Source organism: Plantactinospora sp. CNZ321, assembly GCF_004217235.1.
Genome location: NZ_SHKQ01000001.1, coordinates 5,698,065 through 5,724,834 on the forward strand (window position 1 = coordinate 5,698,065; position 26,770 = coordinate 5,724,834).

The following is a 26,770-nucleotide window of genomic DNA, read 5'->3' on the forward strand; positions in this document are numbered from 1 at the left end:
GAGATCTCGTAGGATGTGGCTTCTGTTGACGACTGAGGCGGATCGGGAGCACAGGTGGGTTCACTCCCTCGGAGCGGGATCGTCGGCGCGGCCCTCACCCTGGCCCTCCTCACCGGCGGGTGCGGCACCATCCCGAAGGAACCTCCGGTCGCGCTGCGGGTCGGCTACGACACACTGGACGGCACGCTCCAGGTGTGGCCGTCCCGGGGCTCCCTGGCAGGCGATGCAGAGGCGAGCGCCGCGGTGGCCCGGGCCGTCGACGAGTGGCGCTCCCCCGTCGAGGACCGGGTGCACCTGCCCTCCTCCGGCATCCTCTGGCTCGGCGAGGTCGACGGTGGCCGACTCGCGCTGGTCGCCGCCGACGTGCCCGGCGAGGCCGGCTCCTGGCTGCTGCAGTTGACCGGTGACGGAGCGGAGTTCGTGGTCGACCGGGCGGTCGAGTACACCGAACCGGGCTACCTGGTCTACTCCGACGTGCTGCCGGTGCAGTTGCCCACCGGCCGGCGTTATCTCGTCTCCTCCCGGGTGGACCGGCTCCTCGGGCCGGACCGTCGGCCGCTGGCCATCACCGACGGCCTGACCGGCCCGGTCGCGGTGCCGGCCTGCGCCGCCCGCACCGTGACCGCCCGGCTGCGCCCCAGCGAGTCACTGCCGAACGGCAAGGCCGCCGACCGGCTCATCGACCTCGGCACCGGCATCGATGGGCCTCGCTATCCGCTGGTCGGCGACGACACCGGCTCCGGCGCCTCGGTGCTGGACGGCCTGGACACCTGCGCCCTCGGCACCAAGACGGGTCCGTTCGGCAGCATCCCGCACCGGGTACACGGCGAGGCCCATCCCGGATCGGTGCCGGTCTCCTGGCCGATCGACCGGCTCTCGACGAAGGAGTTGGCCGAGGTCGAGCTGGCCGGTGCCGGGACGGAGCCGGCCAGGCTCGAACAGATCAGCTGGCGCACCGACGATGGCATGATGACGGCGGCCCTGCTCCGGCCCGCCGACGGTCCGCCGCTGGTCTCGGCGGCCGACCGGCTCGAGCCGCTCCAGGCGTACGTCCTGCCGCTGTCCAGCCCGGTCGTGGTGCTGGCCTGGCAGCCGAACTCGGAGACCAGCCTCGCGCTGCCGCCGAACACCACCCGCCTGGTCGACCGTCCCGGCCTGGTGGTGGTGCCGAAGCCGGCCACCCGGGAGACGTTCAGCCTGATCGCCCCGGACAGGACCACCGACCGCTCGGCCGGCGGCAACTGACCCGCCGCGCCACGGGGCAACCAGCCGGCCGCGCCACGGCAACTGACTGGCCACAACCGGCCGCGCCACCTTGCCGGCCGGGACTCACCACGCCGGCCCGGAGGGCGAAGCCCACACCGGCGCGGAGGGCGAAGCCCACACCGGCCCGGAGGGGAAAGCTGGTCGGCGGGGAGGGCGAAGGCTGGTCGGCGGGGTCAGCGCCGGCCGTTGTGTCCCTTCGCCGCCCGGTCCCCGTTGGAGGCGGTCACCCGTACCGGCGCGATCGGCTCGTCGTCGAGCTGGGAAACCCAGCCGGTGACGTCCCGAGCCATGTCCTGCGCGGTCAACCCCAGGTCGGTGAGGATCTGCGCCCGGGTGCCGTGCGGCTGCCAGACCGACGGCACGCCGAGGTCGCGTAGCGGCACCCGCAGGTCGGCGTCGCGCAGCGCCTTGGCCAGCGCGTCCCCGACCCCACCGGCGCGTACGCCGTCCTCGACGGTGACCACGAGCCGGTGGCTGCCGGCCAGCGTGACCAGCTCCGGCGGGATCGGCCGGACCCAGCGCGGGTCGACCACCGTCACGCCGTAGCCCTGCTCGGCGACCCGGGCGGCCACCTCGACGCCGAGCTGCCCGAACGCGCCGACCGCGACCAGCAGCACGTCGGTACGGGCGGACTCGGCGAGTACGTCCACCCCGCCGGCGACCGAGCCGGTGTTGATCCGGCGTACCGCCGGCAGGTCGGCGGCGACGGCGCCGGTCGGGAAGCGCACGATCGTCGGCCCGTCCTCGACGGCGACCGCCTCGCGCAGTTCCGCCCGCAGCGTGGCGGCGTCCCGGGGCGCGGCGATCCGCAGCCCGGGCACCACCCCGAAGACGGACATGTCCCAGATGCCGTAGTGGCTCGGCCCGTCCGGGCCGGTGATCCCGGCCCGATCCAGCACGAACGTCACCGGCAACCGGTGCATGGCGACATCGAGCAGCACCTGGTCGAACGCACGGTTGAGGAAGGTCGCGTAGACCGCCACCACCGGGTGCAGGCCGCCCATGGCCAGGCCAGCGGCCGAGGTGGCCGCGTGCTGCTCGGCGATGCCGACGTCGTAGACCCGTTCCGGGTACTTTCGGGCCAACGCGGCGATCCCGGTCGGCTCGGCCATCGCGGCGGTGATGCCGACCACGTCCGGCCGCTCGTCGGCGATCGCGACCAACTCGTCGGCGAAGACCTGCGTCCACTTCACCGACGGGGCGGCCAGCAGCTTGCCGGTCTCGACGTCGAAGGCGCTCGGGCTGTGCAGGCAGTCGGCGTCGTCCTCCTCGGCCGGGCGGTAGCCGAGGCCCTTGCGGGTCACCGCGTGCACGATAACCGGCGCGCCGAAGCCCTTGGCCCGGCGCAGCGCCGACTCCATCACGGCCACGTCGTGCCCGTCGACCGGGCCCAGGTACTTGATGCCGAGGTCCTCGAACATCGCCTGCGGGGCAACCGCGTCCTTGATGCCCTTCTTGACCGCGTGCAGCACCTCGTACATCGGCTTGCCGACCAGCGGGGTGGAGCCGAGCGCCTCCTTGACGGCGTCCAGCACCTTCTCGTAGCCGGGGTTGAGCCGCAGCGTCGCGAGATGGTCGGCGAGACCGCCGATCGTCGGCGCGTACGACCGGCCGTTGTCGTTGACGACGATGACCAGCGGGTTCCGGGCGGCGGCGATGTTGTTCAGCGCCTCCCAGCACATGCCGCCGGTCAGTGCCCCGTCACCGACCACCGCCACCACGTTGCGCGACTCGCCGCGCAGCGCGTACGCCTTGGCCAGGCCGTCCGCATAGGAGAGCGCGGTCGAGGCGTGCGAGTTCTCGATCAGGTCGTGCTCGCTCTCCGCCTGGCTCGGATAGCCGGAGAGGCCACCGCGCTGGCGGAGCTGGTCGAAGCCCTCCTGCCGCCCGGTGAGCATCTTGTGCACGTACGCCTGGTGGCCGGTGTCGAACAGGAAGCGGTCCCGCGGCGAGTCGAAGACCCGGTGCATGGCCAGGGTCAGCTCGACCACCCCGAGGTTCGGGCCGAGGTGCCCGCCGGTCCGGGAACACTTCGCGACCAGGAAGTCCCGGATTTCGGCGGCGAGCAGCGCCAGCTCCTCGGCGGACATCCGCTTGACGTCCTGCGGCCCGCGGACCGTACCCAGAAGCCGTCCGGCGGACGTCTCCGACTCCTCCACGGTCATGCCGTCACCTCGCCACGCTCGGCAGGGGTATCGGGCCGCACGGCACTGGGCTGGCTGATTCGCTCCCTACACAGGCTCATAGCCGCAGAGTCTATCGGGACCGCGCCGGCCCGCAGCCGGGCCGCCGAAGCAGCGCCACGGATGACGCCGCGCCGGTCGCGGGCGGGAGGGGGTTCGGTGCGCCAGGACAGCCGGTCGGGAGCGGCCCGGCCGGCGAGGCGGCTCGTCGGCCGGTGACGGGCGATTGGCGATCAGCAGAGTCCCGTTGACCGGACGGTGGGACCGTCGCGGACAGTCGACGACTCGGTACCGCGAGTGGTGGGGAGGAGTTCGGCCGAACGAACGAAAAATCGGGCAGATGCCGCCAAGGGCCGTAGCATGGCCGGTATTCCCACCCTCCCCTAAGGTCTCGACATGTCGCCTGCTGGCTCCCGCCCCGGCCGGTCTCCCGGCCGCCCTCGAACCGCCCCGACATCCGGCCGGTACGCCGCCGGCCAGGTTCTCGCGGTCGGCGTTGTGCTGCTGGTCACGCTGCCGCTGCTGCCGCTGATTCTGCTGATCGTCGCCTGGATCCGGCTCCGCGACCGGGCCGCCGCCCGGGCCGCCCGCCGGGATGCGGAGGCGGCCCCCACCCCACCCCGGTCCGCGCTGCACGCCACCCCCTGAACCCGCGCCGGGGCCACGCCCCCGCGTCCCGCAGCTCCGCGTCCCGTGACTCCTCCGGGTCGACATCAACACCGTCCGGCGCGTCCCGGGTCCGCCAGATCCCCGCCACTCCGCCGGGCTCAGCCGTCGCCGGGCAGCAGCAGCGCCACCAGCTCCACGTGCTGGGTCATCGGAAAGAGGTCGTAGCCGCGCAGCGCGGCGAGTCGCCAGCCCGCCTCCCGGAACGTCCGGGCGTCCCGGGCGAAGGCGGCCGGGTCGCAGGCCACGTAGGCCACCGCCCGGCTGGCGGCCGCGACGACCGCCCGGACGACCTCGGCACCGGCACCGGCACGCGGCGGGTCCAGCACCACCAGGTCGACCGGCCCGACGATCCGGCGTCGCCGCAGCGCCGGCCCGACCGAGGCCCGGACCACCTCGATCTGCGGCAGGTCGGCGAGGTTCTCCCGGGCGGCCTCGACCGCCGGCTCAGCGGACTCCACCAGGGTGATCCGGCCGGCCGGACCGACCCGGCCGGCCAGCGCCGCCGCGAAGAGCCCGGCACCGCCGTAGAGGTCCCACGCGGACTCGCCGGCCCGGGGCGCCAGCAGGTCGAGTACGGCCGTCGCCAGCGTCTCCGCCGCCACCGGATGTACCTGCCAGAACGCCTCCGGCGGCAGCCGCCACGTCCGGCCGACCGCCACCTCCCGGATCCGCCGCACCACCTCGTCACCGCCGGCAGCACCATCCGTCAGACTGCCGGACGTCGGACTGCCGGACTTCGGACTGCCGGACGACGGACTGCCGGACGACGGACTGCCGGACGACGCACCCTCGAACGACTGGACGGGCGACGACGGGACGGGCGACGACGGGGCAGTGGCCTCGCCGAGGTCGCCGCCGCCGAGCACGCTGGTGTTGCGCCGCCCGCGGACGGTCACGTCGCCGGCCGAGGAGGCGACCACCTCCACCAGGTCGGCGTCGGGCCAGCGTCGACCACTCGGTGCCAGCACCGGCAGCTCCTGGATCACCGGGCGGGCGATCCGGCACCTGTCGATCGGGACCACCTCGTGCGAGCGGTGCTTGAGCAGTCCGGCCCGGCCGGCGGCGTCGACGGCGTACCGGACCCGGGAGCGCCAGCCGAGCGGGCCGCCGGGCAGCTCGTCGACCCGGACGTCCAGCGCGGTGATCTCCTCCGGGGTCAGCCCGCCCGGCCGGCGCAGCTGCTCGCGTACCACCTCGGCCTTCCAGCGCCGCTGCGCCGCCGGCGCGACGTGCTGAAGGTCGCAGCCGCCACACCGGTCCGGCCCCGCCCACGGGCACGGCGGGACGACCCGGTCCGGCGAGGAGTCGAGTACGGTCACCGCGTCCGCCCGCAGGAAGTCCCGACGAACCTCGGTGATCTCGGCGACGACCCGCTCCCCCGGCAGCGCGTGCCGGACGAAGACCACCTGCCCGTCCAGTCGGGCCACGCAGTGCCCGCCGTGTGCCGCCGGGCCGACGGTCAGCTCGACCCGCTCCGCCTCACCCGGGCCCACGAAGGACGCCCGGGACCGCTCACCGGGGCTCATCACGGACCGCCGTTTCCCGCCCGGGTGCGGGCGGAGACTCTTCGAGGTCGGTACCGGCCAGCGAGGGTGGCGGCGCCGGCACGGCTGCGGTGTTCGACCGTGGGGGCGGCCCGAGCAGACCACCGACCGGGGCACCGCCGCGCGGGCCCCGGGCCGGTCCACGGTTGAGGGTGGCGTCGAACCGGTCCAGGTTCTTCCGGGCGGTGGAGGCGAGCTGCCACGGCACGCTGGTCACCATCACCCCGGGCTCGAAGAGGAGTCGGCCCTTGATCCGCAGTGCGCTCTGGTTGTGCAGCAGGTTCTGCCACCAGTGCCCGACGACGTACTCGGGGATGAAGACGGTGACCACGTCGCGCGGCGACTCCCGGCGGGCCGACGCGACGAAGTCGAGGATCGGCCGGGTGATCTCCCGATACGGCGAGTCGATCACGGTCAGCGGGACGGTCATCCCATGCCGTTCCCACTCGGTCTGCACCGCCCGGGTGTCCGCCTCGTCGACGTTCACGGTCAGCGCGGTCAGCGTGTCCGGCCGGGTCGCCTGGGCGTAGGCGACCGCCCGCAGGGTCGGCTGGTGCACCTTGCTGACCAGTACGATCGCGTGGTTGCGGGCCGGCAGCACCGGGCGGCCCTCGGCCGGGGTCAGCTCGGCGGCGACCCGGTCGTAGTGCCGGCGGATGCCCAGCATCATGGCGTAGATCACCGCCATCGCGGCGATGGCGATCCAGGCGCCGAGCAGGAACTTGGTGACCAGGACGACCACCAGTACCGCCCCGGTCAGACCCATCCCGAAGGCGTTGATGGCCCGGGACCGGATCATCCTCCGTCGGACCGCCGGATCCCGTGCGGTACGCAGCAGCCGGTTCCAGTGCCGGAGCATCCCCGCCTGGGAGAGCGTGAACGAGACGAAGACGCCGACGATGTAGAGCTGGATCAGCCGGGTCACCTCGGCCTGGAAGGCGACGATCAGCAGGATCGCGGTCAGCGCGAGGAAGACGATGCCGTTGGAGAACGCCAACCGGTCGCCCCGGGTGTGCAACTGCCGGGGCAGGTACCGGTCCTGCGCCAGGATCGAGCCGAGCACCGGGAAACCGTTGAACGCGGTGTTGGCGGCCAGGAACAGGATCAGCGCGGTCACGCCGGCCACCACGAAGAGCAGGATCCCGTTGCCGAAGACGGCCTGGCCGAGCTGGACGGTCACGGTCTGCTGCACGTATCCGACCGGGCCGTGTGCGAGCTGCCGGGCCGGGTTCTCCATGAACTGCAGGCCGGTCAGCCGGGCCAGCCAGATGATTCCCATGATCATCACGATCGCCACCGTGCCGAGCATCAGCAGCGTGGTGGCGGCGTTACGGCTCTTCGGCGGCTTGAACGCCGGTACGCCGTTGGAGATCGCCTCCACCCCGGTCAGCGCGGCGCAGCCGGAGGAGAAGGCCCGTAGCAGCAGGAAGGCCATCGCGAAGGCGGTCAGGTTGGCGTGCTCGGCGCTGACCACCAGGTCTGCGCTCGGCGCCCGGAGGTCGTGGCCGAGGACGAAGATCCGGACCAGCCCGGTGAGGATCATCCCGATGATGACGATCATGAAGCCGTAGGTCGGGATCGCGAACGCGGTGCCGGACTCCCGCAGCCCACGCAGATTGATCGCGGTCAGCAGCACCACAGCGGTCACCGCCACCCCGACCCGGTGCTCGGCGACGAACGGCAGCACCGAGCCGAGGTTGGCCACCCCGGAGGAGACCGAGACCGCGACGGTCAACACGTAGTCGACCAGCAGCGCGCTGGCCACCCCGACGCCGAACCTGCGCCCGAGATTGACGGTGGCCACCTCGTAGTCGCCGCCGCCGGAGGGGTAGGCGTGCACGTTCTGCCGGTAGCTCGCCACCACCGTGAGCATCACCACCGCGACGGCCAGGGCGACCCACGGCGAGAAGAGATACGCCGACGCGCCGGCGATCGAGAGCGTCAGCAGGATCTCGTCCGGGGCGTACGCCACGCTGGAGAGGGCGTCGGAGGCGAACACCGGCAGCGCGATGCGCTTCGACAGCAGGGTGTGCTGCAACCTGTCGGACCGGAAGGGTCGGCCCAGCAGCAGGCGCTTGACGAGCGAGGTGGGACTGGCCACAACCGGTAAGGGTACGGCCGTCGGGTCCGACCGGCCGGCCGGTGCAGCCGATCTTCCAGTGATCCGGCCGACACGGCGCTTTTAGCGCTCGCCGAGGATCCGCATCGCCGCCGGGAGACCCGCTGGACGCCGGTGGGGACCGCACTACGCTCATGGTGACATCACCCCACCGGACGGGTCGGTCCCGTGGTGACCCGGGAGGACTTGCCGTGCACGTCGTGATCATGGGCTGTGGCCGGGTCGGTTCGACCCTCGCGCACAATCTGGAGTCGCGCGGCCACTCGGTCGCCGTCATCGACCAGGACGCCGACGCGTTCCGCCGGCTCGGCCCGGAGTTCGGCGGGATCACCGTCACCGGCGCCGGGTTCGACGCGGAGGTGCTCCGCCAGGCCGGCATCGAGCGGGCCGACGCTTTCGCCGCCGTCTCCAGCGGTGACAACTCCAACATCATCTCGGCCCGGCTGGCTCGTGAGACGTACGGCGTCTCCCGGGTCGTGGCCCGGATCTACGACTCGAAGCGGGCCCAGGTCTACGAGCGGCTCGGCATCCCGACCGTGGCCACGGTCCGGTGGACCGCCGACCGGATGGTCCGGCACCTGGTGCCGGAGGGACATGTGGAAATTTTCCGCGACCCGACCAGCACCGTCTCGGTCATCGAGGTGCCGGTGCACGACGACTGGATCGGCCGGCCGGTGCGCGGCCTGGAGGAGGCCACCGGGGCCCGGGTCGGTTACCTGACCCGGTTCGGCATCGCCGCGCTGCCGACCGCGTCCACCGTGCTCCAGGAGGGCGACCAGGTCTCCATGCTGGTCACCGACGACATCGCCGATCAGGTGACGACGGTGGCGGGTTCGCCGCCGGAAGGAGGGCGTTGAGATGCGGGTCACCATCGCCGGCGCCGGCAACGTCGGCCGCTCGATCGCGCAGGAGCTGATCGAGAACGGACACCAGGTGATGCTGATCGAGCGGAAGCCGCAGATGCTCCGCCCGGAACGGGTACCGGCCGCCGAGTGGGTGCTCGCCGACGCCTGCGAGCTGACCAGCCTTGAGGAGGCCGACCTGGCCAGCTGCGACGTGGTGGTGGCCGCCACCGGCGACGACAAGGTGAACCTGGTGCTGTCGCTGCTGGCCAAGACCGAGTTCGCGGTCCCCCGGGTGGTCGCCCGGGTCAACCGGGCCGAGAACGAGTGGCTCTTCACCGACCAGTGGGGGGTCGACGTCGCGGTCAGCAAGCCCCGGGTGATGGCGGCGCTGGTCGAGGAGGCGGTGACCGTCGGCGACCTGGTCCGGCTGATGACGTTCCGGCAGGGTGAGGCGAACATGGTCGAGATCACCCTGCCGCCGACCGCACCGTACGTCGGGCATCCGGTCCACTCGGTGCCGCTGCCCCGGGACTCGGCGCTGACCGCCATCCTGCGCGGCAAGCGGGTGCTGGTGCCGACCCCTGACGATCCGCTGGAGGCCGGCGACGAGCTGATCTTCGTCTGCACCGCCGAGGTCGAGGACGAGGTCCGCAAGGTGATCCTCGGCGCGGACAGCGTGGAACGGACCCGCGGCAGCAGCGGCTGAGCGCCGGAGAACTCGACGCGGAGTCCGGCCGGCGGCGCACGTGACGTCCGGCCGGCGGCGCACGTGAAGGCCGGCCGGCGCACGTGACGTCCGGCCCGCGGCGGTCAGCCGCCGAGCGGGGCCGGTACCGCCGGGGCCCGGTTCACCCGGCGGACCGCCCAGATGGTGATCACCAGCAGCAGCGCGTACGGCGGATAGCCGAGCAGCAGTCGGGCGACGCCCAGCGCGGTGTCCATGTCCGCCAGGTAGAGCCCGGCCTGCACACCCACCTTGGCCAGCCACACCACGCCCCACAGCACGGTGAGTCGGGTGAAGGTGCGGACCAGCCGCGGATCCTGCCGCCACTCCGACCGGCCCCCTGCCGCGATGATGGACCAGATCCAGCCGACCAGCGGCTGGCGGATCACCGCCGAACCGAGCAGCACCAGCCCGTAGAGGATGCCGTAGAGGATGCCGGGCAGGTAGAAGTCCCGCTCGTCACCGGTACGCCAGGCGATCATGGCGCCGATGCCGATCCCGACCAGGCCGTTGACGGCGTGTCGGACCGGCCGCCGCTGGAAGAGCCGGACGACCGCGATCAGCACCGCGACCGCCACCGAGGCGATCACCGCGGGACGCAGCTCGGCGATGATGTTGACCGCGACGAAGACGACCACGGGGACGCTGGACTCGACCATCCCGCGCCAGCCGCCGAGTTGCTCGGCCATCTGCTCGGTCAGACTCGGGAGCGGTTCCTCCTCCTCGCTCCGGGCGGCCGTCGGGTCGCTGCCCGTCCTGTCGGTGCGGGGCTGTCCAGCGGTCATCTGTGTGTCTTCCGGTCGCGGTTACAGTCGCCGTCGTCCCTGTTCACCGCGGCGACTCCAGCTCGTAGTACGGGTTGTAGATGACTTTACGGTCATCCCGTACCGCAATGCGACCGCGTGCGGTCAATTGCCGGCCCGGCTCGATCCCGGAGATGTGTCGGCGCCCCAGCCAGACCAGGGTCACGACGTCGCTGCCGTCGTAGAGATCCGCCTCCAGGGTCGGCAGGTTCGTCCGGGGGGTGTAGACCACCGTACGGAGCCGACCAGAGACCGACACCACCTGTCCCCGGCTGCACTGCCCGGCCGGGGTACTGCCGAACTCGGCGCTCTCCCGGCGCAGCTCCTCCGCCTCGATCTCGGCCTCGCTCGCGGTCAGCCGTTGCAGGAAGCTCCGCCACGAGAGCCGGCCCTGGTCGGTCGCCATGACCCGGTGTCACCCTCCTCCACGCGCCCGCCCAGCGCGTGCTCGCCACGACTGGCGTGAAGCCGTGCCGCAAGCGTACGCCGGTTCGGTACGCGTGCACCTGCTCAGCCGTGCCGGGTTGCCGACCCGTCCGACCGATGGCGCGGCGAAGCGCCGACAGCCGCCGACCAGCCGCCGACCAGCCGCCGGGGCTGCCGGCCGGGGCTGCCGGCCGGGGCTGCCGGCCGGGGCTGCCGGCCGGGGCTGCCGGCCGGGAAACGGCTAGCCGCGGTCAGGAGCCGTCGCGGTGGGGTCGTGGTCCGGACCGGCGCGGGTGCTGCTGGCCGGAGACGACGCCGTTGACCGGCGCCCCGGACCCGTCACCGTCCGGCGAAGGCTCGGCCGCGGCCGCCGCCTCGCGGGGCAGCCGCAGCGGCAGCGGCTCGCGGACCGGCTTGGCCTCCTGCCCCCGGTCGACCACCAGCCCGTTCAGGCACTCCGCGAGCGGTCCGGCGGCGGCGGGGTCGCTGGCGGCACGCCCCTGGAAGACGCCCTGGATCATCCAGCGCGGCCCGTCGACGCCGACGAATCGCAGGTCGGCGATGCCGCCGTCCGGGGTACGGACCCGGGCCCGCAACTCGGTGCCGTACTCGCCGTCCGCCTCCTCGGCCACCACCCCGTCGGCCGCCAGGGAGGTGCGGATCTCGTCCCGCCACTCCGGCCAGATCCCCTCGGTACGCGGTGCCGCGAAGACCCCCAACTGGAGGGCACTCTCGCCGTGCACCAGGACGACCTGCTGGATCACGCCGTCCGGGTTGGCCTGGACGCGTACCTCCACGTCCTGGACGGCCGGGATGTGCAGGCTGCCCAGGTCGAGCCGCTGCACGTCCGGCGGCGCGTCGCCGACGTCGTAGGGTCCGTGCCCGGGTCCCTCGGGCTCGGCCGCAGCGGCGAGGTCCTGGGGGTCGGCCGACTGCCGACCGGAGCGCTCGTCGCGGGAGTGGCGCCCGCCGCGTCCTCGGGAGAAGATCATCGTGCTTACCTGCTACCTTCCGTTGCCGGCTGCCGGATCGGCGGAACTCACTCGCATTGTCGGCCACGGCGTACGGCGACAGCCGACCCGGGCACCCTTTTCCGATCGGTTCACCGCCTACCCGCCCCCTCGACCCGGTCGCCCGCCTCGACCCGATCCTCCGGCTCGACCCGGTCGCCAGGACGGTCGGCGGCGACCAGCCCGGCATGTCCGCCGGTCGAGCCGTGCCCACCCGCGCCCCGGACGGAGTCGGGCAGCTCGTCGACGGGCAGGAACTCGACCCGCTCCACCCGCTGCACGACGAGCTGCGCGATCCGATCCCCCCGGGAGATCTTCGCCGGGCGGACCCGGTCGTGGTTGATCAGGTTTACCAGGATCTCGCCCCGGTAACCGGCGTCGACCGTACCGGGCGCGTTGAGCACGGTCACACCGAGCCTGGCCGCCAGCCCCGATCGTGGATGGACCAGCCCGACGTGGCCGGCGGGCAGGGCGAGCGCGACGCCGGTCCGGACCAGCCGCCACCGGCCGGGAGGGATCTCGACCTCCTCGGCGGCGACCAGGTCGGCCCCGGCGTCGCCTGGATGGGCGTACGCCGGCAGCGGCAGGTCGGGATCGAGTCGCCGGACGGGTACGGGCAGGACGTGTGTCACGCTCTCACTCTCCTGGCAGGTTCGCGGCTCCACCTGTGGTGCCCCCATCCTGCCGGGTCGACGGGGCGCGCAGGGCCGTACCCTTCCAGCGTGGCACCGACAAGTTCCGAGCCCGCCGCCGTCCCGGCCCGGGCCGGGTACACCGAGCGGCTGACCCTGCCCTGGTGGCTCTGGCTGGCCGGGATCGTCGTCGCCGCGCTGCTCGCCACCGAACTCTGGCTCGGCGGCACCGGCGTGCGAGCCTGGCTGCCGTTCGTGGTGCTGTTGCCGTTGGCCGCCGTCGGTCTCGGTTGGCTCGGCCGGATCCAGGTTGCCGTACGCGACGGCGAACTCCTGGTCGACGACGCCCGGCTGCCGGTGCGGTTCGTCGCCGACGCGATCCCGCTGGACGCGGAGGGCCGACGCGAGGTGCTCGGGGTCGGTGCCGACCCGATGGCGTTCGTGGTACAGCGCCCGTGGGTGCCGGGGGCGGTCCAGGTCGTCCTCGACGACCCGGCCGACCCGACCCCCTACTGGGTGGTCAGCTCCCGCCATCCGGTACGCCTGGCCGAGGCGATCCTCGCGTCCAGCGCCCCGGCCCGGACCCCGCAGGACCGGATTCACGGGGAGGACGGGATTCACGGGGAGGATCGGATTCACGGGGAGAGCCGGACCCACGGGGAGAGCCGGACCCACGGGGACCGGACCCATCAGGACCGGGCCCACCGCGACCCGCACTGACCCGCCCGATACGCCGCCCGTGACCGCGCGGCGCGCCCGGGACGGTGCGTGCGACTATCCGCCGAGCGCCTTGGGGCCCTGCCGGAGGTCCTCCCGGACCCGGTCTCCGAGTCCCCGGGTGGCCCGGCCGTTGAGGAAGCCGGCCACCGCCGCACCGGTGAGGAACGGCCCGAGGGTGGTCAGGTTGCGGCCGAACCGCCGCAGCAGCCGGTCCCGCAGTTCGTTACGGGCCGCCGTGCCGAGTACCGCGCCGACGCCGACACCGGGCAGTAGCGGATTGACTCCGCGCTGGGCCGCCCACGAGCGAAGCAGGGTCACCGCGCGCTGGCTGGTGCCTCCGGGCAGCCGCACGCCGTACGCCTCGTGCAGTTCGCCGATCAGCTTGAGTTCGATGGCGACCACGGTAACGGTCTCGGCGGCCAGCAACACCGGTGCCGAAAGCAGGGTCGGGGTGGCCGCCCACTCCACCGCCGCGACTCCGCCACCGGCCGCGCCGACCCCCGCGGTGGCCCGCACGGCGTTGCGGACCAGCCGGTCGGCCAGTGCGTCCCCGTCGAGGCCGTCGAAGTGCCGCAGCAGGGTCTCCCGGTCCCGCACCGGGATGTGCGGCGCGATCTCCGCGACCGTGTCGGTGAGCCAGCGGACCGCCGCCTTCGGCTTGAACAGGTTGCCGGGACGCCCGGTCCGCACCTGGCCGACCAGCCGGCGGAGCAGTTGTCGCCGACGGGACTGGTTGAGCTCGTCCGCGGTGAGCGCCGCGACAGTCGAACTCAGCTCAAGGTCCGCCCTCGGCCCGGCGTCGGGCGAGGACGTGTCGGTCGGTCCCGGCGACGACGTGTCGGTCGGTCCCGGCGAGGACGTGTCGGTCGGTCCCGGCGAGGACGTGTCGGACGCCCGGTCGGAGCGGCTCATCATGACCTCCAGCACGTGTCGTCGGTGGGGCGTACCACCACGCGCATCGAGTCAAGCAGTTGCCCGCCAGCCCCGCATGTCGAATCACGCGCGGCGACCTCCACCCGTGGAGGTCGCCGCTCCCCCCGTCCCGGAAGACTCACCCCGTACCCGGCGGACCGGCTTCCCTGACCGGGAAGACCACTCCGGCCATTGCGGTCAGGCGCACTCGCGGCAGATCAGCTCGCCGTTGCGCTCCACCGCGAGCTGGCTGCGGTGGTGCACGAGGAAGCAGCGCCCGCAGCGGAACTCGTCCGACTGCATCGGCAGCACCTTCACGGTGAGCTCCTCGTCGGCCAGGTCGGCACCGGGCAGCTCGAAGCTCTCGGCGACCTCGGCCTCGTCGACGTCCACGGCGGCCGACTGTGAGTCGACCCGCCGAGCCTTGAGCTCTTCCAGGCTGTCCTCGCCGAGGTCGACCTCGTCGCGACGCGGGGCGTCGTAGTCGGTGGCCATCGGTCTCACTCTCCCATATCGATATAGTCGCTTCCGGTTGTAACGCCGGAGGACGCTGTTTCGGTTCCCGCTGGCCGGCCATTACTTCCGGTCGCCCGACCCGGCGCACGTTCCGGGTCGCGGCCGCCGGGCGAAACTCCCCCGGCGAGCGGGGTACCTTACCCCCCTTCGGGCGAGGCATGTATACCGTCCCTGCGGCATGCATGTACGTCCGAGCGCGCGGAGTTGTTCCCAATGTGACTCAGGCGACACGAAGATAGGGGTACTGATCGGCCGATCGTCGTCGGCGCGCCGACAAACCCGGCGGATTCAGCACCCGGTCGGACAACCGCCGCCGGCACCGGCATACTCGATAGCCACAGCGACCCGCCCGGCCGGCCGGCCGGCGTCTGTTCCACACACCACCTTCGCAGGAGCCAAGCAGATGAGTTTCGCGCGCGTCCGGGCCCTCGTCGTCGTCGGCGTGCTCGCGGTGATCGCCATGGTCTTCGTCGCCGTCACCCTCGTCCGCGACACCCAGGCCGGCAAGGAGGTCGCCAGCGACTGCCAGGAAGGCGACAAGCTCGCCGACACCCGGTTGCGGCTGCCGAAGGACATCAAAATCAACGTCTACAACGCGACCGAGACGATCGGCCTGGCCAACACGGTGAAGACCGACTTCCAGAACCGGCAGTTCAAGGTCCTCAAGGCCGGCGACGAGCCGAACAAGAAGGGCATCGACGACGAGGTCGCGGTGCTGCGGTACGGGCCGAAGGGCGTCGGCTCGTACCACGTGCTCAGGGCGTACTTCCTGAACGAGGCGGAGCCGGAGTTCCAGCTCGAACGCGAGGACGACGTGGTCGACGTCGTCCTCGGCGGCGAGTTCAAGCAGCTGGCGACCATCACCGAGGTCAACCAGGCGCTGACCCAGCGGGACAGCGACAGTACGCAGCTGCCGCCGCGGACGTGCGCCGACCCCAACCTGAGCTGACCCGACCTGGCTGGCCCGGAGGGTCGCCGCTGGCCTGGAGGGTCGCCCTCGCCGACCATCCAGGGCCGCCGGCCGCCGGCCGCCTCCGCCCAGGGACCCGTGGAGGGTCCGCTCAGGGGCCGCCGGCCGCGTCGAACCGGACCAGGTGGTCGTGCAGTGGCCCGAACAGCGCCGGCGGGGCCGCGATCACCAGATCCGGTCCCCGGCCGGCACCGGCCAGCCCGTCGACCCGGAGCCCGGCCTCGGTGGCGACCAGCCCGCCGGCCGCGTGGTCCCAGAGGTTCAGGCCCTTTTCGTAGTAGCCGTCGACCAGGCCCTCGGCGGCCAGGCACAGATCGATCGAGGCGACACCGAACCGGCGGATGTCCCGGACGTGCGCGACGAGCCGGTGCAGGACCGCGGCCTGATGCGACCGGCGCGCGGGATCGTACCCGAACCCGGTGGCCACCAGCGCCTGGCCGAGATCGGTCTCCACCGAGCCGGTCAGCCGCCGTCCGGCCCGGTAGGCACCTCCACCCCGGACGGCGGTCCACTCGTCCCCGGTGGCCGCGTTCCGGACCACACCGGCGACCACCTCGCCGTCGACCTCCGCGGCCAGCGAGACGGCGTAGTGCGGCAGCCCGTAGAGGTAGTTCACGGTGCCGTCGATCGGGTCGAGGATCCACCGTACACGGCTGCCGCCGGCCGGGCCGGCGCCCTCGGCGTCGCCGTACTCCTCGCCCAGCACGGCGTCGCCGGGCCGGGCCGCCCGCAGGGCCGCCACCGCCTGCCGCTCCACCGCCCGGTCGGCCGCGGTGACCACGTCGGTCGCGGTGCTCTTGGTGGCCACCGCGGCGACCCCCTCGGCCCGCATCCGGTACGCGGTATCCGCCGCCGCCCGGGCCACCTCGACCGCGATCTTCAGCAGCTCCTCCGGAGCCGGTGTCGTGCCGTCCATGACGTCCCCTTCCCGCACGCCTGTGACGTCCCGCCCCCGGCGCGAGTATCATCCTTACAAAGTCAACACGCGCATCGGGTCGGTGGCCCCGGACCACGTCTCCGGCGTGCGGCGCAGGATGATCGCCGCAGACGGCGCTACAATTCACGCCTGCCCACGCGCCACGGACCGCCGAGCATCGGTCGGCCCGGGACACGGGGGTCCCTCAACCACATCGGCCCGACACACCGCATAGCGCTGCGCCGGCCGATCCGGCCGTGCTCGCTCATCGCCTCCGGAAGGTCATTCGTGACAGAACCCCGCCACATCGGCGCCGACGTACGCTCGCTCACCGACACCCTGATCGCCCACGCGCAGAGCGCCGGCGGCCAGCTCACGTCGGCCGAGTTGGCGCGTACGGTCGAGTCTGCTGAGGTGACTCCGGCCCAGGCCAAGAAGATCCTGCGTGCGCTCTCCGACGCGGGGGTGACCGTCGTGGTCGACGGCTCGGCGAGTACCCGTCGCCGGGTCGCCGCCGCGCGGTCCGCCACCCCCGCCTCGCGGGCGACCACCGCCAAGGCGACCAAGAAGTCGGCACCGCCGGCGCCGAAGCAGGCGCCTGCCGCCGACGAGTCGGCCGGCGCGCCCCGCAAGCCGGCGGCCCGCAAGCCGACGCTCGCGGCCGACGGCGGGTCGCCGCCAGCCGGCGCCAAGCCGGCCGCGAAGGGCGCTGAGACGGCCGCCAAGGCCCCGGCGAAGGCCGGCCGTGCCGCCGCCAAGGCCGCCGGCACCGGCCCGGCCAAGGCGGCCAAGGGCGCCGCACCGGCCAAGGGCGGCGGTCCGGACGGTCCGGGCGAGGAGATCGATCCGGAGGAGCTCGCCGCCGAGATCGAGGACGTGGTGGTCGAGGAACCGGCCGAACTGACCAAGGCCGCCGAGGCGGACGCCGCCGACGCCGCGACCGACAACGACTTCGAGTGGGACGACGAGGAGTCCGAGGCGCTCAAGCAGGCGCGCCGGGACGCCGAGCTGACCGCGTCGGCCGACTCGGTCCGGGCCTACCTCAAGCAGATCGGCAAGGTCCCGCTGCTCAACGCCGAGCAGGAGGTCGAGCTCGCCAAGCGGATCGAGGCCGGGCTCTACGCCGCCGAGCGGCTGCGCGCCGCCGAGGAGGGCGAGGAGAAGCTCGTCCGGGAGATGGCCCGGGACCTGGGCTGGATCTCCCGGGACGGCGAGCGGGCCAAGAACCATCTGCTGGAGGCGAACCTGCGGCTGGTGGTCTCGCTGGCCAAGCGGTACACCGGGCGGGGCATGGCGTTCCTGGACCTGATCCAGGAGGGCAACCTCGGCCTGATCCGGGCCGTCGAGAAGTTCGACTACACCAAGGGCTACAAGTTCTCCACCTACGCCACCTGGTGGATTCGGCAGGCCATCACCCGAGCCATGGCCGACCAGGCCCGCACCATCCGCATCCCGGTGCACATGGTCGAAGTGATCAACAAGCTGGGCCGGATCCAGCGCGAGCTGCTCCAGGACCTGGGCCGTGAGCCCACTCCGGAGGAGCTGGCGAAGGAGATGGACATCACACCGGAGAAGGTGCTGGAGATCCAGCAGTACGCCCGGGAGCCGATCTCGCTCGACCAGACCATCGGCGACGAGGGGGACAGCCAGCTCGGCGACTTCATCGAGGACTCCGAGGCGGTCGTCGCCGTCGACGCCGTCTCCTTCTCGCTGCTGCAGGACCAGCTCCAGCAGGTGCTCCAGACGCTCTCCGAGCGGGAGGCCGGCGTGGTGCGGCTGCGCTTCGGGCTGACCGACGGGCAGCCGCGCACCCTGGACGAGATCGGCCAGGTGTACGGCGTGACCCGCGAGCGGATCCGGCAGATCGAGTCCAAGACGATGTCGAAGCTGCGCCACCCCTCCCGCTCGCAGGTGCTACGCGATTATCTTGACTGACCCCAAAAGTCAACCAGCCGTGTCCATCTGATCACCACACGTACATCGGGCATGCGGTGATCGGCTGGTCCCCACGCGTGATCGTTGACGTGGCACCCTGGTGGCACGGCACACTGTCTCCAGTACGTGTGACATCGGTCCCCCGGGGGCACACTGGGAAGGCCACACCCCACAAGGGTGTTGCACGATAGGTGAGCAATGACCGACGAGAGTGTTCATCGGTGACGACCGCAGGAGGAAGGCGATGACCCCGACCCTCACGCCGCCGCCCGAGACGGTGGCTCCCCCAGCCGCCGATGAACGGTGCGACCGCTGCAACGCGGCCGGCAAGCTTCGAGTCACCCTGGCGGGTGGGAGCGAGCTGGTGTTCTGTGGGCATCACGCGAACAAGTACGCCGAGGATCTCGTGAAGATCACGGTTCGGTACGCGGCCGATCCCGAGTTCAGCTGGCGGGGCGCCGATTTGATGGCGAACTAACCCAATCAGGACATAGTCGACCGGAGGTGCCCCAGGTGGGCACCTCCGGTCGTCTATTCCTCGACAGTGCCGATTGCCGACAGCATCGACGATCGGCCGCAAGACGGCCTGGACGGCCTGGACCGACCGCCTCCGTCAGCACCGCGTATGAACGTCGTCAGAGCAGACGGTGGCATAACACAGCGTCTGGGCGTGGCACGGCACCTGGGCGTGGCACGGCATCTGGGCGTCGTCACAGGGTCTGCACGGTGGCGATCCGCTCCTCGAGCTGCTCGATGCTGGCCTGTGCGCTGGGCGGGCCGCCGCAGCGGCGGCGAAGCTCCGCATGGATCTTGCCGTGCGGCAGCCCGGTCCGGTGGTGGTGCGCCGCCACCAGCGCGTTGAGCTGGCGGCGCAGGCTGACCCGGCGCTCCGCCGCGCTGAGCGGCCGGCTCTCCGGCCGGGGCGCCGGCATCGGCTCGGCGGCGTTCTTCCGGCGGCGCTGGGCGGCCAACTGGTCGGCCTGGCGCTTGTTCAGCAGCACCGCGACCTGGTCGGCGGTGAGCAGACCAGGCAGGCCGAGATAGTCCTCCTCCTCCGGGGTACCCGCCTGGGCACCGGTGCCGAAGGACGCCCCGTCGAAGATCACCTGGTCCAGTTCCGCGGTGGCGGAGAGCGCCTCGAACCGCTTCTCCAGTTCCCCGCTGGCCTGCTCGTTGCGTTGCGCCCGCTCCAGCAGGTCGTCGTCGAGCCCGTCGCCGCGCTTCGGCTCACCCAACACGTGATCCCGCTCGACCTCCATCTCGCTGGCCAGCCCGAGCAGGTGCGGCACGCTGGGCAGGAAGACCGACGCGGTCTCGCCCGGCCGGCGGGCCCGGACGAACCGCCCGATCGCCTGGGCGAAGAAGAGGGGGGTGGAGGCGCTGGTCGCGTAGACGCCGACGGCCAGCCGGGGAATGTCGACCCCCTCGGAGACCATCCGGACCGCCACCATCCAGCGCTGGTCGGAGGCGGAAAAGGCGGCGATCCGGGCCGAGGCACCCTGGTCGTCGGAGAGCACCACCACCGCCCGCTCCCCGGTGATCCGTTCGATCAGCCGGCCGTACGACCGGGCTGCCTGCTGGTCGGTGGCGATCACCAGGCCGGCCGCGTCGGAGACCCCGCCCGCCCGGAGCACCTGCAACCGGGCGTCGGCGGCCCGCAGCACCTGGGGCATCCAGTCACCGGCCGGGTCCAGCGCGGTACGCCACGCCTGGGCGATCAGGTCCTGGGTCATCGGCTCGCCCAGCCGGGCCGCCAACTCGTCCCCGGCACTGGTCCGCCACCGGGTCTCCCCCGAGTACGCCAGGAAGATCACCGGGCGGACCACCCCGTCGGCGAGCGCCTCGGCGTAGCCGTACACGGAGTCGGCCCGGGAGCGTTGCAGGCCGTCGTTGCCCCGCTCGTAGGTTACGAAGGGGATCGGGTTCTCGTCGGACCGGAACGGCGTACCGGTCAGCATCAACCGGCGTACGGCGGGCTCGAAGGCGGCCTTGACCCCGTCGCCCCAGGACCGGGAGTCGCCGGCATGGTGGATCTCGTCGAGGATCACCAGGGTCCGTCGGGTCATGGTCCGGCGGCGGTGCACCTGCGGGGCGATGCCGACCTGGGCATAGGTGACGACCGCGCCGTGGAAGTCCGCCGAGGAGTGCAGGTCGGCGTTGCGGAACGCGGCGTCGAGCTGGATGCCGACCCGGGCCGCCGCGACGGCCCACTGGGTCTTCAGGTGCTCGGTCGGTGCGACCACGGTGACCGCCTCGACGGTGCCGTCGGCGAGCAGTTCGGCGGCGATCCGCAGCGCGAAGGTGGTCTTGCCGGCGCCGGGGGTGGCGACCGCCAGGAAGTCCTCGGAACGGCGACGCAGGTACTCCACCAACGCCTTACGCTGCCACGCGCGCAGCGCCGGGAACGACTCGAGAACTGGCAGTCGGGCTCCCACGCGAACTCTCCCCTCCGACGGCCAGGTATCCGACCACACGAAAACGCCCCCGCGACCGGACCGAGCGCGAAGGCCGTACCAGCATAACCAGCCGGACCCGCCCGCCCCAGGCGACACCATTGCCACACCAGGCACGGTTGGCACACCCGCCGACCCACGCCTCGGCGAGCGTCCGCCGCAGCGACACGCCAGCTCAGCGGTCCTGCTCCGCCGGCCGCTCGCCGTCGGCCCACCCCTCCGGGTGGGCCCCGCCGTCGACCTGCCGGTCCGGGAGCCCTCCGCCCTCGACCCGCCGGTCCGGGAGCCGCTCGCCCTCGACCCGCCGGTCCGGGAGCCGCTCGCCCTCGACCCGCCGGTCCGGGAGCCGCTCGCCCTCGACCCGCCGGTGCGGTGGGCCGGAGTCGCCGCCGGCCGGCCGGTCGGTCGGCACCGGAGCCGACCAGCGTCGGCGCAGGGCCAGCAGCCGGAGGGCGAAGACGAAGAGCGCCGCCGCCATCAGCGGAGCCGGCCGGGCCAGACCGGCCCGGTCGAGGCCGACCACCGCGACCGCGCCGGCCAGCGCCGCCAACGCGTAGATCTCCCGGCGGAGTACCACCGGGATCTCCCCGGTGAGCAGGTCCCGCCCCAGCCCGCCACCGATCCCGGCCATCATCCCGATCATGCCGGCGCCGAGGGGTGGCAGGCCGGCGTCGAGCGCGATGAGCGTACCGGTGACGGTGAAGAGGCCGAGCCCGGCCGCGTCGAGGACAAGCACGGTGGTACGCAGTCGCGTCAACTGGGGGTGTAGCCAGAAGACCGCGGTGGCGGTGACCGTCGCGGTGACCGCGTACCGCCAGTCAGCGAAGGCCAGCGGCGGCCCGTCGCCGATCACCAGGTCCCGGAAGATGCCGCCGCCGAGCGCGGCGACGAAGCCGACGAAGACCACTCCGAACAGGTCCAGCCGCTTCACCACCGCGGCGGACGCGCCGGAGGCGGCGAAGATCGCCACGCCGGTGAGATCGGCGAGGAGCAGGGCGGCTGCGGCGGTCACCGCAGGATGCTACGCGCGCGAGGGCGCCGGCCGCGCGCGTCAGTCCCGCATGGAGTCGTAGATCTCCTTGCACCTCGGGCAGACCGGTGAGCCCGGCTTGGCGGCTTTGGTGACCGGGAACGTCTCACCGCAGAGCGCGATCACGAAGGTCCCCATGACCGCGCTCTCGGCGATCTTTTCTTTCCGGACGTAGTGGAACATTTCCGGTCCGGTGTCTGCGTCCTTCAGATCCGGACGCTCGAGAACCTCAGTGCTCACGGCAGTGATTCCTCCCTTGGTGACCCCGCCAACGCTCAAGTTTGGCAGGTCACTGCCGAGCGGTCCACCGGAACACCCGCCGACACCGGCCCGTACGGTGGTTGACCGTGAGCGATTTCCAGATCCGGTACGGCGCCGAGGTGGCCGAGGCACTGCGCACCGGACGTCCCGTCGTCGCCCTTGAGAGCACCATCGTCTCGCACGGGCTACCCCGCCCGGACAACCTGCGGGTGGCCCGCGAGATCGAAGCGGCGGTACGGGCCGAGGGCGCCGTACCGGCGACGATCGGCATGGTCGAGGGCCAACTCGTGGTGGGCCTCGACGATGCCCAGTTGACCCGACTGGCCTCCTCGGACGGGGTGGCCAAGCTCTCCGTACGCGATGTGGCGGTGGCCGCGGCGAGCGGGGCGGACGGGGCGACGACGGTGGCCGCCACCAGTGCCGTCGCGGCGGCGGCCGGGATCGGGGTCTTCGCCACCGGCGGGCTGGGTGGGGTGCACCGGGAGGCGGCACAGACCTTCGACGAGTCGGCCGATCTGACCACCCTCTCCCGGACCCCGATCGCGGTGGTCTGCGCGGGGGTGAAGTCGATCCTCGACGTCGGCGCGACGCTGGAGCGGCTGGAGACGCTCGGCGTGGCGGTGGTCGGTTACCGCAGCCGTCGCTTCCCCGGCTTCTTCGTCACCGACGGCGGCTTCGACCTGGACTGGTCGGTCGACTCAGCGGAGCAGGTCGCGGCGGTACTGGCGGCCCGAGCGGCGCACGGAGTCCAGCCGGGTGCGCTGATCGTGGCCAACCCGCTCCCCACCGGCGAGCAACTCGATCCGGCGCTGCACGACCGTACCCTGGCCGACGGGCTGGCCCGGCTCGCCGCCGACGGGGTTACCGGCAAGGCCGTCACCCCGTTCCTGCTGGCCCATTTCCACGCCGCCACCGAGGGCGCCAGCCTGGCGGTGAACATCCGGATCATCCTGCGCAACGCGGCCCTCGCGGCCCGGATCGCCGTGGCCTCCGCCACCCGATGAGCACTCCGGACCCCGGCGCGCCCGATCCCACCGACCCGGACCCCTCCGGAGCCCGCGACCCGGCCCTCTGCGAGGGCACCGGTCCGGACCGCTCCGCGGCCAGGATCGTCGTGGTCGGCGACATCGTCACCGACGTGCTGGCGGTACTGGCTGGGTCGGTTTCGCCCGGCTCGGACACCTCGGCCGACATCCGGGTCACCGGTGGCGGCCAGGCCGCCAACACCGCCGCCTGGTTGGCCTGGCGGGGCTGCCCGGTCACCCTGGTCGGCGCGGTCGGCACCGACGACGCTGGCACGTCCCGGCTCGCTGAGCTGACCGCGCTGGGCGTACGGTGCGCGGTGCGGCGGTACCCGGACGTGCCGACCGGCACCGTGATCGTGCTGGCTGGGCAGGGTGAGCGGACCATGGTCACCCAGCGCGGTGCGAACCTGCGGCTGATCCCGGAGCAGGTGGAGGCCGCGCTGGGCGAGGGCGCGGACGCGAGCCATCTGCACCTGTCCGGGTACACCCTGTTGGACGCCGCGTCGCGGGAGGCCGGCCGGCACGCGCTGGCCGTTGCTCGCGGACGCGGCCTCACCACCAGCGTCGACGCGGCCTCCGCCGAACCGTTGCGCCGGGTCGGCGCGGCGGGGTTTCTGGCCTGGGTCCGCGATGCCGACCTGCTGCTCGCCAACGCGGACGAGGCGGCGGTACTGGCCGGCCCGGGCTCACCACCCAGCCAGGCGCGTGCCCTGACCGGGATGATTCGACACGTGGTGGTGAAGGACGGTGCCGCCGGTGCGGTCTGGGCCGAGCGCGGCGGGGAGCTGCTCTCCGTGCCGGCCCGCCGGGTACCGGTGCGGGACGTGACCGGGGCCGGAGACGCGTTCGCGGCCGGTCTGCTGGCGGCCTGGGCCGCCGGGGCGGCTGCGGCCGAGGCGCTGGACCGGGCGACCGCACTGGGGGCGGCGGCGGTCGGCATCCTCGGGGCCCGGCCATCGGTCGGGACGGTCGGCTGAGCCCGTGCCGCGCGGCTCGCCAGGTCGCACGGCACCCGCCACGCCCCACGGTCACCGGCCCGGACGAGACCACCGACCGGAGCGGACGCGCCGGATCACGGCTCGGCGTCGATCACCCGGTGTGGCCGCTCCTCGGCGGACAAGGCCCGGGGCGAGGGCTCGTGCCGCTGCCTACGACGCAGCTTGGCGCCTATCCGGTGCTGCTCCTTGGGCGGGCCGTCGTTCGCGAGCAGTACCGCCAGCCATGGGATCAGCACCATGCCGGCGGCGCAGAACGGCAGCCAGAGCCAGAGCAGCGGCGCCTTGGCACCGACCAGGATGGCACCGACGACGATACAGACCGCCCGGATGGACATCATCACGATGTACCGGCGCTGGCGGCTACGCAGTTGGTCGTCCTGGCTGCGCGAGGCATCGGTGATCAGGATTGGCTGGTACGCCTGACGCTTCACCACGGCCTCCGGAGGGATGCGGTCGGTCCTCCCGGAACTCTCCCATCCCGGGGTGCCTTCCCTATCCTCGCACTCGCCCGGGGATCGGCACCGGGCCGTCCCGGAGCCTGGCGTGCACCACCCTCGGCGTATTACGTCCGTGGTACGCTCGCCCGCGTGGGCAGCAGGTTCAGCTTCACCGACGAGGCGCTGGGAAACCTGAGGGTCCACGACGTCACGCCGGGCGAGGTGTGGGAGGCGCTGCACAGCGCCCGACGGGTGATCCGGCACCTCGGCGACGACGTGATGGTCGTCTACGCCACGGCACGGCGCGGACGACGACTGGCCATCCTGCTGGCCGAAGCCGATCAAGTTGACAACGACTGGGACATCCTCTCCGCGCGTGACCTGACCGAGATCGAGTCCAAGCGCTACGAGGAGGCGATCCAGGGGCGACGGCGATGAGTCCGTCCACCGGGCGGGCCCGAGATCGCGCACCAGGAGACCGGGATCGATCACGAGATCGAGCACGGAGACGAGGAGGAGGCGATGACTGTGCACCGAGACGATGCCATCAAGCGGTTCGACGCCGGAGACGATCAACTCGCGGATCTGGTCGACGGCGCGCCGCCGGTCGAGCTGCCCACCCCGGACACCGACGTACCGATGGTCAGCCGCTCCGTACGCCTGCCGTTGGACACCTACGAACGGGTCCGCTCGGCGGCCGAGGCGCGGGGCATCGGGGTGACCACGCTGATGCGACAGTGGATCGAGGCCGGACTGGCTGACCTGGACGACTCGGCTACGGTGTCGCTGGCCGACGTCCGCCGGGCCCTGGCCGCGCTCGCCCACCCGACCGCCGCCTGAAGCCGACCGCCACCGGACAGCCGACCGCCACCGGACAGCCGGCCGCCACCCGAAGCCGACCGCCGATCAGACCGGCGGCCTCGGCTGCTCGGGCATCTGAAGGCGCGAGCGGCGCAGGTCGAAAAGGGCCACCCCGAGCAACACCCCGGCGGCGGTGCCGGCAACCGCCAGCAGCGGCAACCGGCCCGCCACCGGTACCACCGCCCCCAGCAGGAACAGACCGCCCACCCGGGGCCGGGAGATCCGCCCGAACACCTGGAACTCGAAACCGGCCCGCCCAAGCAGGAACAGCGCGGGACCGCCCAGCACGACGATCAGCCAGCCGGGCACGACGGCCCCGAGCGGATGAACGATGGTCAGTTCGTAGCTCACTCCGGTGAGTACGATCCCGGCGATCATGATCAGGTGCGTGTACACGGCCGAGAGGCCGAACCGGGCCGGATTCTGGGCCTGGATGAACGCGGCGGGTAGCACGTGCCCGGCCCGGTAGAAGTAGATCCGCCACAGCAGCACGGTGGTCAGCAGCGCAAGCCCCAGCGCGCCGGTCCGGGCGGGTGTGAAGGCACTGCCCTGGCGGCTGAAGGTGACCCCGGTGACGAGGATCAACTCACCGAGCGCGATCAACAGGAACTGCTGGTAGCGCTCGGCCAGGTGCTCCCCCGCGAACGGCCCCGCGCCGTACCGCGAGCGGCCGAGCCGGGGAATCGGCCAGCCCAGCGTGAACCCGAGATAGTCCAGCGCGATCGCGATGGTCCACAGCACCCCCCGGAGGCCGCCTTCGCCGGCCAGTCCCCCGACGAGCCACGGCATAGCGGTGAACCCGGACCAGACGAGTACCCGTCGGGGCCCCGCCGTATCGGCCCCGACGGCCCGGCCACGCGTCGCCACCAGGAAGAACCCGAGCCGGCCGAACTGGACCGCGAGATATGCGGCGACGAAGATGAGGCCCTGCTCGCCGAACCCTTGCGGCAACGCGACCGCCACCACCATGCTGCCGACCACCGTGATCACCACGACGCCCTGCACCGCGAACGCCTCGGGCTCCAGGGTGCTGGTGACCCAGGCCGTCGACGTCCAGATCAGCCAGAGCGCCAGGAAGAGCACCAGCGTCTGACCGGCCTCGGCGAGCACGATGCGCTGATCCGTGGTGAAGTCCTCGACCAGTCGCTGGGAGACCCGGGTGAGCGCGAAGACGAAGACCAGGTCCAGGAACAACTCCAGGAAGGTGGCCCGCTGCGAACTGGACTCGGCACGCAGCAGCGGGTCCGCCGGGATGTCCGCCATCCGACGTCAGCCCGGCGGGTCCGGTCGGCGGCCCGAGAGGTACCCGGCCGGAGCCGTCGTAACCAGCACACTGCCCCCTGAGTGTCGACGATCTCACCACTCAACGAGTCAGCCTCGGTCAGCGGCGCTGCCACGGACCGAACCAGCGCCGCCCTCCGAACCAGCGCCGCACCGACCCAGCAACGCCCTCCCGATCAGCGCCGCCCTCCAGATCTTCGCGGCGGCGGCTGGTCACCGCCGGCCCGGCCGAGG

At 72.5% G+C, this 26,770-nt stretch carries 26 protein-coding genes and 1 pseudogene; 12 read left to right on the forward strand and 15 right to left on the reverse strand.

The features are described from left to right. Positions 1-54 precede the first annotated feature (54 nt). On the forward strand, positions 55-1,245 hold the full coding sequence (locus tag EV371_RS24530; RefSeq protein WP_130464133.1) for a hypothetical protein: 1,191 nt from the start codon (positions 55-57) through the stop codon (positions 1,243-1,245). Between the two features lie 194 nt (positions 1,246-1,439). Here the strand turns inward: EV371_RS24530 and dxs are convergent, their stop codons facing one another. Next, positions 1,440-3,431: a 1-deoxy-D-xylulose-5-phosphate synthase gene (gene dxs, locus EV371_RS24535; RefSeq protein ID WP_130464134.1), complete on the reverse strand. Its 1,992-nt coding sequence runs from the start codon at positions 3,429-3,431 to the stop codon at positions 1,440-1,442. A gap of 414 nt (positions 3,432-3,845) precedes the next feature. Here dxs and EV371_RS24540 point away from each other — a divergent pair, with 414 nt between their 5' ends. Continuing rightward, complete coding sequence (locus EV371_RS24540; protein ID WP_130464135.1) at positions 3,846-4,097, forward strand: hypothetical protein; 252 nt, start codon at positions 3,846-3,848, stop codon at positions 4,095-4,097. Positions 4,098-4,216: 119 nt separating this feature from the next. On the opposite strand, the gene EV371_RS24545 is transcribed toward EV371_RS24540, so the two are convergent. Both EV371_RS24545 and EV371_RS24550 read right to left on the reverse strand, forming a co-directional pair. After that, positions 4,217-5,644, reverse strand: a complete 1,428-nt coding sequence (locus EV371_RS24545) for a TRAM domain-containing protein (RefSeq protein WP_130464136.1) — start codon at positions 5,642-5,644, stop codon at positions 4,217-4,219. Continuing rightward, positions 5,631-7,763, reverse strand: coding sequence for an amino acid permease (locus tag EV371_RS24550; RefSeq protein ID WP_130464137.1), 2,133 nt, complete (start codon positions 7,761-7,763; stop codon positions 5,631-5,633). Before EV371_RS24550 ends, EV371_RS24545 begins: the two co-directional genes overlap by 14 nt. A 209-nt stretch (positions 7,764-7,972) precedes the next feature. Between EV371_RS24550 and EV371_RS24555 the strand changes: the two genes are divergently transcribed. Continuing rightward, the gene (locus tag EV371_RS24555) at positions 7,973-8,638 is read left to right on the forward strand and encodes an NAD-binding protein (RefSeq protein ID WP_130464138.1); all 666 of its coding nucleotides are present in this window, start codon (positions 7,973-7,975) and stop codon (positions 8,636-8,638) included. Between the two features lies 1 nt (position 8,639). After that, positions 8,640-9,332 (forward strand): NAD-binding protein, encoded by a 693-nt coding sequence (locus EV371_RS24560; RefSeq protein WP_130464139.1) that lies wholly within the window; start codon positions 8,640-8,642, stop codon positions 9,330-9,332. 104 nt (positions 9,333-9,436) lie between these two features. On the opposite strand, the gene EV371_RS24565 is transcribed toward EV371_RS24560, so the two are convergent. From EV371_RS24565 to dut, 4 genes are all read right to left on the reverse strand, one after another. Beyond that, positions 9,437-10,135: a DUF3159 domain-containing protein gene (locus EV371_RS24565; protein WP_130464140.1), complete on the reverse strand. Its 699-nt coding sequence runs from the start codon at positions 10,133-10,135 to the stop codon at positions 9,437-9,439. Positions 10,136-10,178: 43 nt separating this feature from the next. Beyond that, the gene (locus EV371_RS24570) at positions 10,179-10,559 is read right to left on the reverse strand and encodes a single stranded DNA-binding domain-containing protein (RefSeq protein WP_130464141.1); all 381 of its coding nucleotides are present in this window, start codon (positions 10,557-10,559) and stop codon (positions 10,179-10,181) included. 271 nt (positions 10,560-10,830) lie between these two features. Continuing rightward, positions 10,831-11,571: a DUF3710 domain-containing protein gene (locus EV371_RS24575; RefSeq protein WP_130464142.1), complete on the reverse strand. Its 741-nt coding sequence runs from the start codon at positions 11,569-11,571 to the stop codon at positions 10,831-10,833. A gap of 110 nt (positions 11,572-11,681) precedes the next feature. After that, the gene (gene dut / locus EV371_RS24580; protein ID WP_130464143.1) at positions 11,682-12,269 is read right to left on the reverse strand and encodes a dUTP diphosphatase; all 588 of its coding nucleotides are present in this window, start codon (positions 12,267-12,269) and stop codon (positions 11,682-11,684) included. Between the two features lie 42 nt (positions 12,270-12,311). Here dut and EV371_RS24585 point away from each other — a divergent pair, with 42 nt between their 5' ends. Then, positions 12,312-12,941 carry a DUF3093 domain-containing protein gene (locus EV371_RS24585; RefSeq protein ID WP_207230601.1) on the forward strand — a complete coding sequence of 210 codons (630 nt, stop codon included), beginning with the start codon at positions 12,312-12,314 and terminating at the stop codon, positions 12,939-12,941. Between the two features lie 54 nt (positions 12,942-12,995). Here EV371_RS24585 and EV371_RS24590 read toward each other — a convergent pair whose 3' ends face one another. Together EV371_RS24590 and EV371_RS24595 are read right to left on the reverse strand one after the other, a co-directional pair. After that, positions 12,996-13,853: a hypothetical protein gene (locus EV371_RS24590; protein ID WP_486484967.1), complete on the reverse strand. Its 858-nt coding sequence runs from the start codon at positions 13,851-13,853 to the stop codon at positions 12,996-12,998. Positions 13,854-14,051: 198 nt separating this feature from the next. After that, entirely contained in the window at positions 14,052-14,348 is a 297-nt protein-coding gene (locus EV371_RS24595) for a DUF4193 family protein (RefSeq protein WP_130464145.1), read from the reverse strand. Between the two features lie 424 nt (positions 14,349-14,772). Here EV371_RS24595 and EV371_RS24600 point away from each other — a divergent pair, with 424 nt between their 5' ends. Then, the gene (locus EV371_RS24600; RefSeq protein WP_130464146.1) at positions 14,773-15,318 is read left to right on the forward strand and encodes a LytR C-terminal domain-containing protein; all 546 of its coding nucleotides are present in this window, start codon (positions 14,773-14,775) and stop codon (positions 15,316-15,318) included. Between the two features lie 112 nt (positions 15,319-15,430). On the opposite strand, the gene EV371_RS24605 is transcribed toward EV371_RS24600, so the two are convergent. Continuing rightward, entirely contained in the window at positions 15,431-16,255 is an 825-nt protein-coding gene (locus EV371_RS24605; protein ID WP_130464147.1) for an inositol monophosphatase family protein, read from the reverse strand. Positions 16,256-16,543: 288 nt separating this feature from the next. Between EV371_RS24605 and EV371_RS24610 the strand changes: the two genes are divergently transcribed. Together EV371_RS24610 and EV371_RS24615 are read left to right on the forward strand one after the other, a co-directional pair. Next, positions 16,544-18,190 carry an RNA polymerase sigma factor gene (locus tag EV371_RS24610; RefSeq protein WP_130464148.1) on the forward strand — a complete coding sequence of 549 codons (1,647 nt, stop codon included), beginning with the start codon at positions 16,544-16,546 and terminating at the stop codon, positions 18,188-18,190. A gap of 244 nt (positions 18,191-18,434) precedes the next feature. Continuing rightward, complete coding sequence (locus tag EV371_RS24615; RefSeq protein WP_130464149.1) at positions 18,435-18,668, forward strand: DUF7455 domain-containing protein; 234 nt, start codon at positions 18,435-18,437, stop codon at positions 18,666-18,668. A gap of 232 nt (positions 18,669-18,900) precedes the next feature. Here EV371_RS24615 and EV371_RS24620 read toward each other — a convergent pair whose 3' ends face one another. The 3 genes and pseudogenes from EV371_RS24620 to EV371_RS24635 form a co-directional block, all read right to left on the reverse strand. Next, entirely contained in the window at positions 18,901-20,625 is a 1,725-nt protein-coding gene (locus tag EV371_RS24620) for a DEAD/DEAH box helicase family protein (protein ID WP_130464150.1), read from the reverse strand. Between the two features lie 391 nt (positions 20,626-21,016). Then, positions 21,017-21,655 (reverse strand): annotated as a pseudogene (locus tag EV371_RS24630) (trimeric intracellular cation channel family protein); the annotation flags it as partial. Positions 21,656-21,694: 39 nt separating this feature from the next. Next, a complete protein-coding gene (locus EV371_RS24635) occupies positions 21,695-21,913 on the reverse strand; it encodes a DUF3039 domain-containing protein (protein ID WP_130464151.1) in 219 nt (72 codons plus the stop codon). 107 nt (positions 21,914-22,020) lie between these two features. Between EV371_RS24635 and EV371_RS24640 the strand changes: the two genes are divergently transcribed. Further along, the gene (locus EV371_RS24640; protein WP_130464152.1) at positions 22,021-22,938 is read left to right on the forward strand and encodes a pseudouridine-5'-phosphate glycosidase; all 918 of its coding nucleotides are present in this window, start codon (positions 22,021-22,023) and stop codon (positions 22,936-22,938) included. Continuing rightward, positions 22,935-23,936, forward strand: a complete 1,002-nt coding sequence (locus tag EV371_RS24645) for a PfkB family carbohydrate kinase (RefSeq protein ID WP_130464153.1) — start codon at positions 22,935-22,937, stop codon at positions 23,934-23,936. Before EV371_RS24640 ends, EV371_RS24645 begins: the two co-directional genes overlap by 4 nt. Before the next feature lie 95 nt (positions 23,937-24,031). On the opposite strand, the gene EV371_RS24650 is transcribed toward EV371_RS24645, so the two are convergent. Further along, positions 24,032-24,388, reverse strand: a complete 357-nt coding sequence (locus EV371_RS24650; RefSeq protein ID WP_130464154.1) for a DUF3099 domain-containing protein — start codon at positions 24,386-24,388, stop codon at positions 24,032-24,034. 156 nt (positions 24,389-24,544) lie between these two features. Between EV371_RS24650 and EV371_RS24655 the strand changes: the two genes are divergently transcribed. Together EV371_RS24655 and EV371_RS24660 are read left to right on the forward strand one after the other, a co-directional pair. Beyond that, positions 24,545-24,832, forward strand: coding sequence for a hypothetical protein (locus tag EV371_RS24655; protein WP_130464155.1), 288 nt, complete (start codon positions 24,545-24,547; stop codon positions 24,830-24,832). Between the two features lie 84 nt (positions 24,833-24,916). Next, positions 24,917-25,234 (forward strand): hypothetical protein, encoded by a 318-nt coding sequence (locus tag EV371_RS24660; RefSeq protein WP_486484776.1) that lies wholly within the window; start codon positions 24,917-24,919, stop codon positions 25,232-25,234. Positions 25,235-25,300: 66 nt separating this feature from the next. On the opposite strand, the gene EV371_RS24665 is transcribed toward EV371_RS24660, so the two are convergent. Next, positions 25,301-26,518: a low temperature requirement protein A gene (locus EV371_RS24665; protein ID WP_130464156.1), complete on the reverse strand. Its 1,218-nt coding sequence runs from the start codon at positions 26,516-26,518 to the stop codon at positions 25,301-25,303. Positions 26,519-26,770 lie beyond the last annotated feature (252 nt).

What these genes read in the sequence shown, in the direction of transcription:
- EV371_RS24590 (WP_486484967.1), bottom strand. Translation starts at nt 13,853, where the DNA reads ATGAGCCGCTCCGACCGGGCGTCCGACACGTCCTCGCCGGGACCGACC.
- EV371_RS24545 (WP_130464136.1), bottom strand. Translation starts at nt 5,644, where the DNA reads ATGAGCCCCGGTGAGCGGTCCCGGGCGTCCTTCGTGGGCCCGGGTGAG.
- dut (WP_130464143.1), bottom strand. Translation starts at nt 12,269, where the DNA reads ATGGGGGCACCACAGGTGGAGCCGCGAACCTGCCAGGAGAGTGAGAGC.
- EV371_RS24605 (WP_130464147.1), bottom strand. Translation starts at nt 16,255, where the DNA reads ATGGACGGCACGACACCGGCTCCGGAGGAGCTGCTGAAGATCGCGGTC.
- EV371_RS24575 (WP_130464142.1), bottom strand. Translation starts at nt 11,571, where the DNA reads ATGATCTTCTCCCGAGGACGCGGCGGGCGCCACTCCCGCGACGAGCGC.
- EV371_RS24600 (WP_130464146.1), top strand. Translation starts at nt 14,773, where the DNA reads ATGAGTTTCGCGCGCGTCCGGGCCCTCGTCGTCGTCGGCGTGCTCGCG.
- EV371_RS24565 (WP_130464140.1), bottom strand. Translation starts at nt 10,135, where the DNA reads ATGACCGCTGGACAGCCCCGCACCGACAGGACGGGCAGCGACCCGACG.
- EV371_RS24645 (WP_130464153.1), top strand. Translation starts at nt 22,935, where the DNA reads ATGAGCACTCCGGACCCCGGCGCGCCCGATCCCACCGACCCGGACCCC.
- EV371_RS24615 (WP_130464149.1), top strand. Translation starts at nt 18,435, where the DNA reads ATGACCCCGACCCTCACGCCGCCGCCCGAGACGGTGGCTCCCCCAGCC.
- EV371_RS24540 (WP_130464135.1), top strand. Translation starts at nt 3,846, where the DNA reads ATGTCGCCTGCTGGCTCCCGCCCCGGCCGGTCTCCCGGCCGCCCTCGA.
- dxs (WP_130464134.1), bottom strand. Translation starts at nt 3,431, where the DNA reads ATGACCGTGGAGGAGTCGGAGACGTCCGCCGGACGGCTTCTGGGTACG.
- EV371_RS24660 (WP_486484776.1), top strand. Translation starts at nt 24,917, where the DNA reads ATGACTGTGCACCGAGACGATGCCATCAAGCGGTTCGACGCCGGAGAC.
- EV371_RS24570 (WP_130464141.1), bottom strand. Translation starts at nt 10,559, where the DNA reads ATGGCGACCGACCAGGGCCGGCTCTCGTGGCGGAGCTTCCTGCAACGG.
- EV371_RS24595 (WP_130464145.1), bottom strand. Translation starts at nt 14,348, where the DNA reads ATGGCCACCGACTACGACGCCCCGCGTCGCGACGAGGTCGACCTCGGC.
- EV371_RS24665 (WP_130464156.1), bottom strand. Translation starts at nt 26,518, where the DNA reads ATGGCGGACATCCCGGCGGACCCGCTGCTGCGTGCCGAGTCCAGTTCG.
- EV371_RS24560 (WP_130464139.1), top strand. Translation starts at nt 8,640, where the DNA reads ATGCGGGTCACCATCGCCGGCGCCGGCAACGTCGGCCGCTCGATCGCG.